Raw genomic sequence first — 14,999 nt, 5'->3', positions numbered from 1 at the left:
TAGTGCTCTTTTATGAAACCAAAACGCCCCTACTTACGTAGAGTTAATTAGATCCGGCAATACACACAGTTGCGTCCAAAATTACGAAAGCCCGACTATGAAGATCATTCCATTCATCACCGCAATTCTGGTGGCGGGCATCCTTGGATTGCTCATCCTTGAACGGGACCGTGTCATCGCATTTGCCCAAGGGCCAGCAACTGAAACACCTCAGGTCGTGGAGACCGCGCAGGAAGCGACTGAGGAAGAACCGGTCGCAGATGCGCCCCGCGATCAAATTGTCCGTGTTGTGGCCTTAGCGTCTGAAGCCCAAAACATCGACAGCGCCGTGATTTTGCGTGGCCGGACCGAAGCCGCACGGCAGGTCAACGTGGCTGCCGAAACATCCGGTCTTGTGGTATCCGAACCCCTAAATAAGGGCGGCTATGTCAACATGGGCGACGTTTTGTGCGAACTTGATCCGGGCACACGCAGCGCCAGTCTTGCCGAAGCAGAAGCCCGCCTCGCAGAGGCACGTGGTCGTGTTCCCGAAGCACAAGCATCAATCGCCGAAGCAGAGGCGCGCGTGCGCGAGGCCAACCTGAACGTCGAAAACGCACGCCGTTTGAATGAACGCGGTGTCAGTTCCGAAACCCAATTGATCAGCGCCGAAGCCGCAGCAGAAGCCGCGACCGCAGGCCTGCAACGCGCCCAATCCGGTATCGCATCTGCACAAGCAGGTATCGAAGCCGCCCAAGCGAGTGTCGCGTCCGCAGAGGCCGAAATTGATCGCTTGACGATTGTGGCCCCGTTCAGCGGGTTGTTGGAAACCGATACCGCAGAGCTTGGCACATTGATGCAGCCCGGTGCTGCCTGCGCGACTATCGTGCAACTTGATCCGATCAAACTGGTCGGTTTTGTCCCCGAAATTGATGTGACCAAAGTCACCGTTGGTGCGCGAGCCGGTGCAAAGATCGCGACGGGCGCTGATGTCGCGGGTGAGGTGACGTTCCTGTCCCGCTCTGCCGATGAAACGACCCGCACGTTCCGCGTAGAGGTTGAAGTGCCCAATACAGACAATGCCATCAGTGCAGGCCAAACCGTCGAAATCGTCGTGGCCTCGGACGGGCGTCAGGCCCATCTTGTGCCGCAGTCGTCCTTAACTTTGAACGATGACGGTGCCCTTGGTGTGAGAACCATCGCCGAAGACAACAAGGCGCTGTTTATGCCCGTGACCTTGCTGCGCGATACGGCCGAAGGCGTCTGGGTCACCGACCTGCCTGACACTGTGAATATCATCACCGTCGGTCAAGAATTTGTCATCGACGGCGTGACCGTCGACCCCACTTTTGCGGAGGTTGAAGGATGAACGGATTAGTCGATTGGGCTGCATCCCGCGCCCGCATGGTTCTTGCCTTCATTGCCCTCTCGCTTTTGGCGGGGGGTTTTGCATATGTGGGTCTACCCAAAGAAGGTGAACCCGACATTGAGATCCCCGCGATCTTTGTCTCCGTCCCCTTCCCCGGCATTTCGGCTGCAGATTCGGAAACGCTGCTGGTCAAACCGATGGAAACCGAACTGTCCGATCTGGACGGATTGAAATCCATGTCCGGCACCGCCTCTGAAGGCTACGCGGGTGTCGCACTTGAATTTGAATTCGGCTGGGACAAGACTAAGGTTTTGGCGGACATCCGCGACGCGATGAACAAAGCCGAAAGCGCTTTTCCGACTGGTGCTGACAACTATTCAATCAACGAAATCAACTTCTCTGAATTCCCCATTGTCATCGTGAACCTGACGGGCGACGTCCCCGAACGGACGCTGCTGAGGGTCGCCAAAGACCTTCAAGACCGTCTTGAAAGCATGGACGGCGTGTTAGAAGCCGGGCTTGCTGGCCAGCGCGACGAAATGCTGGAAGTCGTGATCGATCCGCTGCGTCTAGAAGCCTACAACGTCACCGCGGGCGAACTGATCAACGTGGTGTCCAACAACAACCTGCTGATCGCCGCGGGTGAAGTTGAAACGGCCCAAGGCACGTTTGCGGTCAAAATCCCATCGTCGTTTGATGACCCGCAGGATGTCTATAACCTGCCCGTCAAGACGAATGGCGACCGCGTCATCACGCTTGGTGATCTGGCGCTGATCCGCCTGACCTTTGAAGACCGCGCAGGCACCGCCCGCTTTAACGGCGTGAACACAGTTGCGTTGCAGGTTGTGAAACGCAAAGGGTTCAACCTGATCGACACGGCAGCAGAAGTCGCCGTGGTTGTTGAAGAAGAACGCGCAAGCTGGACCCCTGAGCTGCAAGCGGCCATCGACGTCGGCACATCCAACGATCAGTCCCGCGCTGTTGCGTCCATGGTCAGCCAGCTCGAAGGGTCGGTTCTGACCGCCATCGCGCTGGTGATGATCGTGGTTCTGGCGGCTTTGGGTACCCGCCCTGCCATGCTCGTTGGCTTTGCGATCCCGACCTCTTTCCTATTGTGTTTCGCCCTATTGGCCGTGATGGGGATCACCATTTCCAACATCGTGATGTTCGGTCTGATCTTGGCCGTCGGGATGCTTGTCGATGGGGCGATCGTTGTTGTGGAATACGCAGACAAACGGATGCGTGACGGTGCAGGCCCGATGGACGCCTACACAGAGGCCGCAAAGCGGATGTTCTGGCCCATCGTTTCATCCACTGCGACGACGCTTTGTGCGTTCCTGCCGATGTTGTTCTGGCCGGGTGTTCCGGGGCAGTTCATGGGCATGTTGCCCGTCACACTGATCTTCGTTCTCTGCGCGTCCCTTGTCGTGGCGCTGATCTACTTGCCTGTCATGGGCGGGGTCACAGGCCGGATGAGCCGCATGTTCGGCTGGGCATCTGACTGGATGCGGGCGCATCTGTGGTGGGTCGTGCGTGCAGCCCTTGTGCCTGTCGCAATGATGGTCACTTTTACCGGCGCAATGCTAACACTGAACCCCGCGTATTTGTCTGGCGAATCTGTGCAAACCTCAGGCTTTTTCGCGTCCTTACCCGGCATGTTACTGTTCATCCTTGGTGCAATCCTAACATCCATCACGCTCGGTTCTGCCACGATCACCCGCAAACAGCGGATGATTAAAGCTGGCTATCGCCGGTCGCTGTTCGGGCGTTTCATCCATTTCATCGCGGGCAATCCGATCATGCCGATTGTGGCTGTCGGGGCTGTTGGTTTCTTTGTGATGTCGACCTTCACGTACTTTGGGGCCAACAATAATGGCGTTGAATTCTTTGTTGAATCCGAACCGGAACAGGCCATCGTCTACGTCCGCGCACGGGGTAACCTGTCGCTGGAAGAAAAAGATCACCTTGTCCAACAAGCGGAAGCCGTTGTTCTGGGCCACCCCGGTGTGCTGAACGCGTTTTCATTTGCGGGCGAAGGCGGGCTGAATTCGAATACGGGTGGTGCTGAAGGCCCGCGTGACACGATTGGCCAGATCCAGCTGGAAACGATCCCGTGGGAAGACCGCGCTGACCGTCCTGATCTGGACGGCGACATCGTGCTGGCGGAACTGCAAGAAGAACTGGACCTGATCCCGGGCATCCAAACCGAAATTCTGGCCCAAGCCCGTGGCCCTGCCGCTGGCAAGCCAGTGCACCTGCGGATCAAAGGCGAAAATCTTGATGACCTAAAAACCGCCACGGCCCTTGCCCGTGCGCAGTTTGAAGGGACACCGGGTCTGACCCAGATCGAAGACACACTGCCCCTGCCCGGCATCGACTGGCAGATCGACGTGGATGTCGAAAAAGCAGGCCGTTACGGGGCTGATGTGGCGTCGGTTGGTGCGATGGTGCAGATGGTCACGCGGGGTATCCTGCTTGATACGATGCGCGTGGATAGCTCGGATGAGGAAATCGAAATCCGCGTCCGTCTGCCGGAAAACGACCGCGTCTTGTCCACGCTTGATAGCTTGCGCGTGCGCACCAATGCAGGACTTGTTCCGCTGTCAAACTTCATCACACGGACGCCCGTCGCGAAGCTGGCGCAAATCGACCGTGTGGATCAGAAACGGTATTTTGACCTGAAAGCAGGCGTTGAGTCTGGCTTGACACAAGTTACTGATACGACTTCAGGCGATCCGATTGCGGTTCTTCAAAAAGTTGAAACGAGCACTAATACAACGGTCTTAGTTGATGATGAACATTATGAGATCATATCGCTTTCTCCAGGCGTTTCGCAAAATCTTAGCGATCTAGTGATGATAACAGTAGTCAATGGCGAAGAACGCGAAAACATGTTGGCCTACGACGGCGCGATTAAAGCAACACCAATCACCGCGAACGAACGGATCGCGGGGCTAACCGAATGGCTGGACACCAATCCCCTGCCCGCGGGCGTCGATTGGGAATGGACCGGCGACCAAGAAGACCAAGCCGAATCCGGTGCATTCCTTATGAACGCTTTCATGGGTGCGCTGGGTCTGATGTTCATCATTCTGCTCGCGCAGTTCAATTCGATCTATAACTCGATCCTCGTGCTATTGGCCGTAGTCATGTCCACTGCTGGCACGTTGATCGGGATGTTGGTCATGGATCAGGCGTTTTCGATCATCATGACTGGTACGGGGATCGTCGCCTTGGCGGGGATCGTGGTGAATAACAACATCATTTTGATCGATACCTATCAAGAATACAGCCAATACATGCCGCGTTCTGAGGCGATCACACGCACCGCCGAAGATCGTATTCGTCCGGTTCTGCTGACCACCATCACGACGATGGCGGGTCTGGCACCGATGATGTTCGGGCTCAGCCTCGACTTCATGAACGGCGGCTATTCGGTCGATAGTCCGACGGCGTTGTGGTGGAAACAGCTGGCAACGGCCGTGGTCTTTGGCCTTGGAATTGCAACCATCCTGACGCTGGTCTTCACGCCGTCCATGTTGGCCTTGCGAGTTTGGGCCACGACCTACGCGCTGTGGTTCGCACGCCTATTGGCCCGTCTGTCGATGGGCCGTGGCAGCAGCTACGCACGTGACTGGGCGCTGCGCCGCGAGGCAAAGCGCATCAAAGCGCCAGAGGTTATCTGGACCGAAGATGAAGACGTCGTTGCGCCGGAACAAGAACCTGAAATGCCGGACGAAAAGCCGAACGTTGTGTTGGCGCCGGTTCAAGCCGCTGAATGAATAAATCAAATGGGCCGCATCACGCGGCCCTTTTGCTATCCAAAGATGCTGGAATAGACGAAGAACGGCATCGACAGAGCCCCGCCAACCAAGGGCAATCCGAACAGCACAAACAGCCCATCGCGGCCGATAACGCCCAGCATTGTCAGGGCGATCCCCGCACCTGCGATGCTTGACGAAAACGGTACGAATTCGAGCACGGGCAGAAAGACGCCCGCGACAGCACAGATCCCGAACAAGACGTGCTGCCCCGCCCTGCCCACAACACCGCGCAGACGAGCCCGACGGAATTTGTCAAAGAAAGTACCAAATCGGTGCAACGTCGATTGCAGCTTTGCGACGCGATCTGCGGTCACAGTTTTCCGCATTAGAAAATCTGGCAACCAAACAGTCTGGGTCCCAATGGCGGCCTGTCCGGCGATCACGAAAATCAGCATACCAAACACAGTCGATGCAAAAGGCACTCCGCTGAGCGGTGACGCAAGCACAAGCGCCGACATCAGCAGCACGGTCGAAAACGCGGTGCGCCCGAACTTTGATATGACGTCCCCGAAGGTCGCGTCACCGTTCTGCGTCACTTCGTCAAGTTGGGACGCGATGTCGTCGATTGGATGTGCGGCGGCGTCATTTGCCATGGAATGCCTCTAATGAAGTCTGCTTTATGCAGGAACTTCTTCATCGGCCTGTCGGTTCCAAAGATGTGCATAACGGCCATCGGTCGCCAGCAATGCATCATGTGTGCCCCGTTCAACAATCACGCCGTTTTCCAGCACGACAATCTGATCCGCATCCGCAATTGTCGAAAGGCGGTGGGCAATCGTCACAACAGTGCGCCCGTGCGACATGGCCTTCAGTTCAGCCTGAATTTCCATTTCGGTTTCCGTATCAAGCGCGGACGTGGCTTCATCCAACAAAAGGATCGGCGGGTTCTTGAGCAACGTTCGCGCAATTCCGACACGTTGCTTTTCACCGCCCGACAGCTTCAGCCCCCGTTCGCCGACCGTCGTCTCGTAGCCGTCTGGCAACGACATGATGAAATCGTGAATCTTCGCCGCCTTCGCAGCCGCAATGATGTCGTCCTCGGATGCGTCTGGCCGCCCGTACGCGATGTTGTAATGCACTGTGTCGTTGAACAGGACGGTATCTTGCGGGACCACGCCAATCTGTGCGTGCAGACTGGTCTGCGTCACATCGCGCACGTCTTGCCCGTCGATTTTGAACGCGCCTGCGTTAACGTCGTAAAACCGGAACAACAAACGGCCAATGGTGGATTTTCCGGATCCGGACGACCCGACAATCGCAATCGTCTGGCCCGGTTCAACGTCAAGGCTGACGCCTTTCAAGATCGGTCGTTCAGCGTCGTATCCGAATTCAACCGCATCAAGACTGATCGCCCCACCTGTCACGACCAGTGGTTTGGCATCGGGTTTGTCATTCACTTCGGCTGGCTGTTCAAGAAGGTCAAACATGTCGCCCATGTCGATCAAGGCTTGGCGGATCTCGCGATACACAGTGCCGAGGAAGTTCAGCGGCATCGTAATCTGGATCATGTAGGCGTTCACCAGCACAAAATCACCGACCGTCAGCGTCCCGTTTTCGACCCCGATCGCCGCCATCACCATCACGCCGACAAGGCCACCCGTGATGATCAACGATTGGCCAAAGTTCAAAAACGCGAGTGTGTAGTTTGTTTTCACTGCCGCTTCGGCGTATTTGCGCATCGCGCTGTCGTAACGCGCCGCTTCCCACTGCTCCGCGCCAAAATATTTGACGGTTTCAAAGTTCAACAGGCTGTCGATGGCTTTTTGGTTCGCGTCCGTGTCTTGGTCATTCATCACCTTGCGGATTTTGACGCGCCATTCAGTGACGGCGAAAGTGAACCAGACGTACAGGCCAATTGTGACGACTACGACCACCAAATACCACACATCGAATGTCACAAACAAAACGCCCGCAATCATCAGCAATTGCAACACCAACGGCCCGACAGAGAACAGCAGGAACCGCAGCAGGAATTCGACGCCCTTCACACCGCGTTCGATAATCCGGCTCAACCCGCCGGTTTTGCGGGTGATGTGATACCGCATGGAGAGACGGTGGATATGTGTAAATGTTTCCAGCGCCAATTGACGCAACGCCCGTTGACCGACACGTGTGAAAATCACGTCGCGCAACTGCTGAAAACCAACGCTCAAGAGCCGCGACAGACCGTACGCCAGTGTCAGCCCGACTGCGCCTAATCCCAAATAGGTGGCGACACCGGGGTCTTCAGGGGCCATGACATCCACGGCTTGGCTGAAAAACTGCGGGGTGAGAACGGCAATGATCTGGGAGGCGAACAATGCCACCATCGCGGCCACAACGCGGACCTTCACTTCGGTGTTTCCAGCTGGCCAAAGATACGGGACAACCCGTTTGATCACGTTCCAACCTTGAATCTTGGCGTTATTCAAGTTGGCGTCTGTCTTCGTCAATTGGCGCATAAGCTGGTCTCCGAATAGCTACCAAGACTTAACAGGCAGGGCGGGAATGACCAGTGCTTACTCGGCGCTTTCGGGAATGCGGAACACTTGTCCGGGATAAATAAGATCAGGATCGCGGATCAGGTCGCGGTTGGCTTCAAACACCGACACATAAAGGATCCCGTCGCCCCATTGTTCTTCGGCAATCGCCCACAGCGTGGCACCCGGCTGCACCGTTTTGACCGCAATATCAAAACCGTCAGCTGATGTTTCCTCGGCCAAGATGGCTGCGACGGCTGCCGGTTCTTCTTTCTTGAACGGCGTTTCAATCCGAGACTGCACAACGCCGTCAGCATCCACTTCGTCCACCCGCAATGTGTAGATGCCTGTGTCGACTTCGGGCAAATCCGTCCGCCAATCACCTTCAACCGAAATGCGCGACACCGTGACGGGCTGGTTATCCAGATAGATGCGGACAAAACCACCAGCAGAAGCACCGCGCCCTGCCAGCAGTACCTCGCCTTCGGGGTCATAAGTGATTGTGTCGAGGGCGATGTTTTCCGTCAGGTTTGGTTGGGCTGGCGACGCTCCGACATCGGATGGCAGAACCCGAACACCTTCGGCGTCGGCGATCAGTGTTGGCGGTGCTATGATCGCACCTCGCGGTTCCTCTGCCACCGCCGAAATCGCAGGGGCCACCCCAGCGTCAGGCGTCACACCTGCAACAACCGCAGACCCAATCGCGATCTGATCGTTTGTCGAGGACGCAATTTCAGGGGCCGTGTCAGAGGTATCATTTTGATCCAACGTGGCGACTTGATCCGCAGCAACAACCGTATTCTCTTCGGACACGCCGGCTGCAACCGCGATTTCGGCGGGCGGCACGATGATGCTTTCCGCCGACGGCGTCGCGGCACCTTCTGGATCAGCGACAAGCCGTAATCTGCGGGGTTGATCAGATGCGGCGATCAGCAGCACCGCACCAAATGCCCCGTCAGCGCCTGCTGTCACTGTCTCAACCACGTCGTTGCCAAGCATGATCGCGACAACTTGGTTCGGCTCCGCCTGCCCCGCCACGACGGCGGTATCGTCAGGACTGCGGAAGAACGTGTCGATCGTCGGGGCCATCACGATAGCGGGGTCCAATGCGGCAGCCGTTTCCGGCGCGGCGTCAGTCGGCGCGGTCGCGTCCGGTTCGGCGACAATAGCTGCAGCCTGAGGTTCATTTCCGGATGGCCGCACGGGTGGCGCAAACCAAACGGCAGCGGCCCCGATAGCACCTGCGGCAACGACGCCGCCTGCGATTGCAAATGCGTTTGATGATCCAGCAGCCAAGTCTTTGTTCCTTTTCACCCCAAACGCCCCCCATGACGTCTGATTGGTTGAGAGAGCCTAGCAACAGAGTTATGACCGGTCAAAGGCCCTGACATGACGAAAGCTTGAATTATGACATCGAACTCACATTCCGTTTGCGTTTACTGCGGCTCTCGCGACGGCGCCGACACCGCGTATGCAACTGCGGCGGAAGACACGGGCGCAATGCTCGCCGCAAACGATTGGCGGCTGGTTTACGGTGCGGGTGACGTCGGGCTGATGGGGCGCGTGGCCAATGCAACGCAGGCGTCCGGTGGACGGACGTTCGGGGTGATCCCGACGCATCTGCTGGACTGGGAAGTCGGCAAACGCGATCTGGACACGTTCATCATTACTGAGACGATGCACGAACGCAAAAAGGTGATGTTCATGAACTGCGACGCGGTAGTTGTCTTGCCAGGTGGTGCCGGATCGCTGGACGAATTCTTTGAAGCGCTGACTTGGCGGCAGCTCGGGCTGCACGAAAAACCGATCTACCTGTTGAATATCAACGGGTTCTGGAACCCGCTCAGGGCGTTGTTGGACAATGTCGTGGGTCAGGGGTTTGCGGAAAGCAGTATTCTCGACTTCGTGTCCATCGTTGATGATGTGCCAAGCTTGGAAAACCAACTAAAGACCGCGTTCCTCGGCTAACAGAAAAGGCTGGCGCGCAACGGTGCGGCCAGCCTTTTGATCTTATTTGTCTTTATCGACATCTTCGCTTGGATTGATCCGTTCCGGACCACGGCGCGTCGCAGAGGCGCCTGTCGCACCCGTGTGATCATTGTCGGCGTTGCCATGGGCACCCGCGACATTGCCTTTTTCATCGGCATCGACATCGGCACGTGTGATTGGCGATTTCTGTGTATCGGACATATCAGGCTCCTTTATTCATTAGCGTTGCATGAACAACGGCTTTGCCCGCATTCCGTTCCACAAAAAAACCCGCCGCATTGCTGCGACGGGTTCCGATTGTCACTGTGGATCAGATCACATGCGGGATGCGACGTTTTCCCAGTTCACGAGGTTATCGAGGAAGTTTGTCAGGTACTTCGGACGCGCGTTGCGGAAGTCGATGTAGTAGGAATGTTCCCACACATCACAGCCCAAAAGCGCTGTCTGGTTGAAGCAAAGCGGGTTCACACCGTTTTCTGTCTTCGTGATTTTCAGGCCGCCGTCGGCGTCCTTGACCAACCACGCCCAACCGGACCCGAATTGACCAGCGCCAGCTGCAGAGAACTGGGATTTAAATTCATCAACGGACCCGAAGCTGTCTTTCAACGCGGCTTCCAGTTCGGATGGCATCGCGGATTTACCCGGCCCCATCATTTCCCAGAACTGGTTGTGGTTCCAAAGCTGGGAGATGTTGTTGAAGATGCCGTTTTGGGCAACTGCGTTCGCGTCGTATGTGCCTTTGATGATCTCTTCGAGAGATTTGTCAGCCCATTCTGTGCCTTCAATCGCCTTGTTACCGTTGGTGACATAAGCGTTGTGGTGCAGGTCGTGGTGATACTCGAGCGTCTCTTTGGACATGCCAAGGTCAGCCAAAGCGTCGTGTGCGTAAGGAAGATCAGGAAGTTCGAAAGCCATATTGGAGCCTCATTAAGCTAGATTTTCGTTACCCCGTAACAAAGCGCAAAACGGCGCGGCGTCAACCCGTCGCACCGTAATCAGCCAAACTTAGCGTAGATAACCGACAGGGCCTGCCGCTGCGGATGCCGCGAGCAGGTCAAACGCGTAATCGGCGACTGACCTGAAACAGATGACGTGGATCGTGGTATCGTCTGCCTTCCAAAAAGCCGCGGCCACCTGCCCCAGTCGCGAACGACGGAAATCACCAACCGCGAAAGTGTCGGGATGCATGTCCACCGGCGCGAGCTTCGCAATCACCTCGTCGGCGTAAGTCCCTGACACCACGATCCGCGCGCGTGCGTCGGATACGTTTGAGGCCAGAAAATGCTTTCCTGCCATGGCCTTGTTCAGCGTTTCCAGCCCTTCTTCCACATGCAAATACGGCACCAACAACAACGCCTCATCCGGTGACATCCAGCCGAAACCATTGGCCCCTTTGACGGCCATCTGACCTTTCACAGGTGCGTCTGATCCGGTCAACGATTTGCAGGCCTTGATTAATGCCTTGTCCGCAAGATCACCACGGACGGAGATCATCCCCTGCAGGCCCGCATCCTTGACCGTCACGGCCCCATCGGCCCTGCGGCCATTCAAAGCGCTGATTGCATTAGACATCCTGCTTTTCCCCCGCTTTGTCATAGAAGACCTGATCGACGATTTTCGCAGCGATCGGTTCGCCGCCGATGTTGGTAAACTTGATGGTCTCACCCATCCGGTCCGGCCCCTTGTGCACCAAGCCCATCGCGATACCGCGTTTCAGCGTCGGCGAATAATAGGTCGATGTGACACGCCCTTCGGTGTTTTGCTGGCCGTTTTCATTCGTACCATCCGCAATCGCGTAGGCCCCATCAGGCAGCACAGACCCGTCGAGCGTTTCCAATCCAACCAATTTCCACCGGTTCGGATCAGCCATGTGCGACCGCTGCTGCGCGCGCTTGCCAAGGTAGTCGGTTTTCTTTTTCGACAACGCCCATTGCAGGTTCAGATCCTGCGGGATCACCGTCCCGTCGGTTTCATCCCCGATCATGATAAAGCCTTTTTCGGCCCGCATGATGTGCAACGCCTCTGTCCCGTAAGGCATGACGTTGAATTCAGCACCGGCATCTAACAGCGCATCCCAGAACGCGCGACCCTGCCCTGCATCGACCGCGATCTCGTAGGACAATTCTCCTGAGAAACTAATGCGATAGATGCGAACCTTAAAGTCACCCAGCGTGCCGTCTTTCCATTGCATAAATGGCAGCGCGTCTTTGGACACGTCCATGCCGCCGAACTTTTCGAGAACCTTCCGCGCGTTTGGACCTACAACAGCGACTTGCGCCAATTGCTCGGTCACGTTGGACACATAGACCTGCCAGTCCCACCATTCGCACTGCAGCCAGTCTTCCATCCACGCGTGAATGCGTTCGGCCCCGCCCGTCGTAGTGTGGCACAGCCATGTCTGTTCATCGATCCGCGCGACCACGCCGTCGTCGGATAGGAACCCGTTTTCCGTACACATCAGGCCATAGCGACATTTGCCCAGGGGCAGAGACGACATCAGGTTTGTGTACATCATATCAAGGAATTTTCCGGCATCTGGACCACTGACAACCAGCTTTCCGAGCGTGGATGCGTCCAACAGGCCAAGGCTTTCGCGTGTTTGCGTGACCTCGCGGTTCACCGCGTCATGCACAGTTTCGCCGTCCCGCACATAGGCGTAAGGACGCTGCCATTGGCCGACCGGCTCAAAATCCGCGCCATTTTCGGCGTGCCAATCATACATCGGTGTTTTACGGATCGGCTGGAACAGCTCGTCCCTTGCGACACCAGCAATAGATCCCATCGAAATCGGTGTATACGGCGGGCGGAATGTGGTCGTGCCGACATCGGGGATGTCGCTATTCAGCGCTTTAGAAAGCACGGCGAGACCGTTGATATTGCTCAATTTACCTTGATCCGTCGCCATACCCAGCGTCGTGTAACGCTTTGCATGTTCGACGCTTTCGAACCCTTCTTGTGCCGCCAATTGCACGTCTGAGACCTTCACATCGTTCTGGAAATCCAACCACGCTTTTGACCGCAACGCGTGGCTGGCCCCTTGCGGCATCAACCAAACAGGCAAGATCGGCTCCTGCGCTTCGTCGTAGCCTTCAGGTGCTTGGCCTGCGCGCCCCTCAGCGCCCGCCGCCAACGCAGCGGCACGTCCTGCGGCAAAACCATCGGCCAGCACCTCTGCCGTGAACAAATGCCCGTTCGCCACACCTGCTGGCGTCACAAAACCTGAACCATTTCCGTCGGTTGGCGGACGATCTGCATCCGGACGGAACATCGCGTTATCCGCGTCCCATGTCAGTTTGCCACCGCAATGCGACCACAGATGCACAACTGGCGACCAGCCGCCCGACATCGCCACGCAATCGCAGTCGATCTCTTCCAGAACAGCGCCTTCGCCCGCTTGACCGCAGATCGCAACGCCGGTGACGCGCTTGCCGCCTTTAACCTTTGCGATGCCCTTGCCCGTCTCGACGCGGATGCCTGCGTCGCGTGCCGCACGGGCCAATGGGCCATCGGCGTCGGGTCGCGCGTCGATGATCGCGGGCACGTCCAGACCTGCGTCTTTCAACACGAGCGCTGTCCGGTACGCGTCATCGTTGTTCGTCACGATGATCGTGCGATCCCCGATGGAGACGCCAAAGTTCACGACGTAATCGCGCACGGCCCCTGCAAGAAGAACGCCCGGTAAGTCATTACCTGCAAACGACAAAGGCCGCTCAATCGCACCAGTTGCCGTGACAACCTGCTTGGCCCGTACCCGCCACAACCGATGCCGCGGCGCATCGGTCCCACCTTCGTTCAGGTGTTCGTATCCCAGAATATAGCCGTGATCGTAGACCCCTGCGCCCATACAATTCAGGCGCATTGTGACGTTTGGCATCGCGGACAATTCAGCCACGATCTGGTCAATCCAAGCCGTTGCAGCCATGCCTTCGATCTGCGGTTCGTCCACTGCAGCGCGTCCGCCCCAAGCGGCGGTTTGTTCCATCACCAGCACCCGCGCACCTTTGCGCGCGGCAGCTAAAGCACTGGAAAGACCCGCGATTCCGCCACCGATGACCATGACATCCGCATGGGCGTGGAAGTGTTCGTAGGTGTCACCATCTTTGCCGATGGGCGCTTTGCCCAGACCCGCTGATTTGCGGATGATCGGTTCATAAACGTGCTTCCAGAATGGACGCGGATAGATGAACATTTTGTAGTAGAAACCAGCTGGCAAGAAGCGCGACAGCTTGGTGTTGATCGCGCCCACGTCAAATTCCAGAGACGGCCAATGGTTCTGCGATTGTGCTTTCAGGCCTTCAAACAACAGCGTCGTTGTGGCGCGTTGGTTGGGTTCAAAATGCGCTCCGTCGCCCATATTCATCAACGCGTTCGGTTCTTCAGCGCCCGCTGCGACGATGCCGCGTGGACGGTGATATTTGAACGACCGACCGACCAGCATTTGGTCGTTGGCGAGCAAGGCAGAGGCGAGCGTGTCGCCCTCGAAACCCTTTAAGTGCTTGCCGTTAAACGTAAAAGACAGCGCCTTGGATGTATCAACAAGGCGGCCAGCAGTTGCCAGACGTGTGCTCATGATAAGTCTCCCCATGACCAACCGGGTCGTTTGGCTGTGATCGCGGCGCGGATATCAGCGGGTGGTTCTGTGGTTTGGGCGGAATAGGTCCCGAACACTTCAAGCGTTGCTGTGCAGCGTGCGGCCAAAAACCATTTGCCGCAGCCGTAGACATGCCGCCAGCGTTCAAAATGCACGCCTTTGGGGTTCTGGCGCACGAACAGGTAGCCTTCGAAATCCTCGTCGGACGATTCTGGTCCGTAGCGCTTCAAATGCGCTTCGCCGCCGCCGTGCAGATCTGTTTCATCGGCATCAACGCCGCAATATGGGCAATGCAGAGTCAGCATGGCGAGACCTCAAGATGTGGGGTGTGATTTGCGTGCACAATACGTGCACAAGGCGTGCACCGCGTGGTCGCGCGAAAAAGAGCGGATGCGTAATTGCATCCGCCCTTCAGAGGTAAGGTGACGTGAGTGGTCGTAGGGCGAACCCTAGTCTGGGGCTTGTGCGATCTGCGATTGGGGCGCGGAGGCACGGTCACCATGGGGTGGTCGGATCGTGTTTTCGACAAACGCGTAGCCAACCAATCCAACGATAGACAGAGCGATGATGAAAAGGCTGTTGGTACGGCCTTTGCTAGGTCGATTCTTGGGTGTGCTAAAATCAACCATGACGTGCGCTCCTCTACCTGAGTAACACCTTGCGCTGTATTCACTGTCGTAATCAACTGCGTATTCGCAAAACGCGTATTGCGGCACCTTTCAGCCGATCGATTATAAAAACGTGCGCGGCGCGCTGCCGAGATAGCGACATTTCGGTTGGATTGAATG

12 protein-coding genes are annotated in these 14,999 nt (G+C 56.8%); 3 read left to right on the top strand and 9 right to left on the bottom strand.

All coding sequences use genetic code 11. The features are described from left to right. Positions 1-97: 97 nt before the first annotated feature. On the top strand, positions 98-1,348 hold the full coding sequence (locus tag AC0L7R_RS07590) for an efflux RND transporter periplasmic adaptor subunit (RefSeq protein WP_473660020.1): 1,251 nt from the start codon (positions 98-100) through the stop codon (positions 1,346-1,348). Next, positions 1,345-5,130, top strand: a complete 3,786-nt coding sequence (locus AC0L7R_RS07585) for an efflux RND transporter permease subunit (RefSeq protein ID WP_473660019.1) — start codon at positions 1,345-1,347, stop codon at positions 5,128-5,130. The genes AC0L7R_RS07590 and AC0L7R_RS07585 overlap by 4 nt, the downstream gene beginning before the upstream one ends. A gap of 35 nt (positions 5,131-5,165) precedes the next feature. On the opposite strand, the gene AC0L7R_RS07580 is transcribed toward AC0L7R_RS07585, so the two are convergent. The 3 genes from AC0L7R_RS07580 to AC0L7R_RS07570 are packed head-to-tail and all read right to left on the bottom strand — an operon-like array spanning position 5,166 to position 8,927. Continuing rightward, positions 5,166-5,765 carry an exopolysaccharide biosynthesis protein gene (locus tag AC0L7R_RS07580; protein WP_473660017.1) on the bottom strand — a complete coding sequence of 200 codons (600 nt, stop codon included), beginning with the start codon at positions 5,763-5,765 and terminating at the stop codon, positions 5,166-5,168. Positions 5,766-5,789: 24 nt separating this feature from the next. Next, a complete protein-coding gene (locus AC0L7R_RS07575) occupies positions 5,790-7,613 on the bottom strand; it encodes an ABCB family ABC transporter ATP-binding protein/permease (RefSeq protein ID WP_473660016.1) in 1,824 nt (607 codons plus the stop codon). Between the two features lie 57 nt (positions 7,614-7,670). After that, positions 7,671-8,927: a LysM peptidoglycan-binding domain-containing protein gene (locus AC0L7R_RS07570; RefSeq protein ID WP_473660014.1), complete on the bottom strand. Its 1,257-nt coding sequence runs from the start codon at positions 8,925-8,927 to the stop codon at positions 7,671-7,673. Positions 8,928-9,038: 111 nt separating this feature from the next. Here AC0L7R_RS07570 and AC0L7R_RS07565 point away from each other — a divergent pair, with 111 nt between their 5' ends. Further along, positions 9,039-9,599, top strand: coding sequence for a TIGR00730 family Rossman fold protein (locus tag AC0L7R_RS07565; RefSeq protein ID WP_473660012.1), 561 nt, complete (start codon positions 9,039-9,041; stop codon positions 9,597-9,599). Between the two features lie 42 nt (positions 9,600-9,641). Here the strand turns inward: AC0L7R_RS07565 and AC0L7R_RS07560 are convergent, their stop codons facing one another. The 6 genes from AC0L7R_RS07560 to AC0L7R_RS07535 form a co-directional block, all read right to left on the bottom strand. Beyond that, positions 9,642-9,821 (bottom strand): hypothetical protein, encoded by a 180-nt coding sequence (locus AC0L7R_RS07560; protein WP_348108579.1) that lies wholly within the window; start codon positions 9,819-9,821, stop codon positions 9,642-9,644. A 114-nt stretch (positions 9,822-9,935) separates the two neighbouring features. After that, complete coding sequence (locus tag AC0L7R_RS07555) at positions 9,936-10,535, bottom strand: superoxide dismutase (RefSeq protein WP_348108580.1); 600 nt, start codon at positions 10,533-10,535, stop codon at positions 9,936-9,938. A 90-nt stretch (positions 10,536-10,625) separates the two neighbouring features. Continuing rightward, entirely contained in the window at positions 10,626-11,192 is a 567-nt protein-coding gene (locus tag AC0L7R_RS07550) for a sarcosine oxidase subunit gamma family protein (protein ID WP_473660009.1), read from the bottom strand. Beyond that, entirely contained in the window at positions 11,185-14,190 is a 3,006-nt protein-coding gene (locus tag AC0L7R_RS07545) for a sarcosine oxidase subunit alpha family protein (RefSeq protein WP_473660007.1), read from the bottom strand. Before AC0L7R_RS07545 ends, AC0L7R_RS07550 begins: the two co-directional genes overlap by 8 nt. Next, positions 14,187-14,516 carry a sarcosine oxidase subunit delta gene (locus tag AC0L7R_RS07540; protein ID WP_348108583.1) on the bottom strand — a complete coding sequence of 110 codons (330 nt, stop codon included), beginning with the start codon at positions 14,514-14,516 and terminating at the stop codon, positions 14,187-14,189. Before AC0L7R_RS07540 ends, AC0L7R_RS07545 begins: the two co-directional genes overlap by 4 nt. A gap of 144 nt (positions 14,517-14,660) precedes the next feature. Then, positions 14,661-14,840, bottom strand: coding sequence for a hypothetical protein (locus AC0L7R_RS07535; RefSeq protein WP_473660005.1), 180 nt, complete (start codon positions 14,838-14,840; stop codon positions 14,661-14,663). Positions 14,841-14,999 lie beyond the last annotated feature (159 nt).

The organism is Yoonia sp. D2-7, from assembly GCF_055809435.1.
Note: the sequence above shows the minus strand (reverse complement) of the source record. Positions and strands in the feature narration are given on the sequence as shown.

Bases quoted from the DNA above. Each gene is read 5' to 3' on its own strand.
- AC0L7R_RS07535 (WP_473660005.1), bottom strand. From the start codon at position 14,840: ATGGTTGATTTTAGCACACCCAAGAATCGACCTAGCAAAGGCCGTACC.
- AC0L7R_RS07580 (WP_473660017.1), bottom strand. From the start codon at position 5,765: ATGGCAAATGACGCCGCCGCACATCCAATCGACGACATCGCGTCCCAA.
- AC0L7R_RS07585 (WP_473660019.1), top strand. From the start codon at position 1,345: ATGAACGGATTAGTCGATTGGGCTGCATCCCGCGCCCGCATGGTTCTT.
- AC0L7R_RS07550 (WP_473660009.1), bottom strand. From the start codon at position 11,192: ATGTCTAATGCAATCAGCGCTTTGAATGGCCGCAGGGCCGATGGGGCC.
- AC0L7R_RS07555 (WP_348108580.1), bottom strand. From the start codon at position 10,535: ATGGCTTTCGAACTTCCTGATCTTCCTTACGCACACGACGCTTTGGCT.
- AC0L7R_RS07540 (WP_348108583.1), bottom strand. From the start codon at position 14,516: ATGCTGACTCTGCATTGCCCATATTGCGGCGTTGATGCCGATGAAACA.
- AC0L7R_RS07590 (WP_473660020.1), top strand. From the start codon at position 98: ATGAAGATCATTCCATTCATCACCGCAATTCTGGTGGCGGGCATCCTT.
- AC0L7R_RS07545 (WP_473660007.1), bottom strand. From the start codon at position 14,190: ATGAGCACACGTCTGGCAACTGCTGGCCGCCTTGTTGATACATCCAAG.
- AC0L7R_RS07560 (WP_348108579.1), bottom strand. From the start codon at position 9,821: ATGTCCGATACACAGAAATCGCCAATCACACGTGCCGATGTCGATGCC.
- AC0L7R_RS07575 (WP_473660016.1), bottom strand. From the start codon at position 7,613: ATGCGCCAATTGACGAAGACAGACGCCAACTTGAATAACGCCAAGATT.
- AC0L7R_RS07565 (WP_473660012.1), top strand. From the start codon at position 9,039: ATGACATCGAACTCACATTCCGTTTGCGTTTACTGCGGCTCTCGCGAC.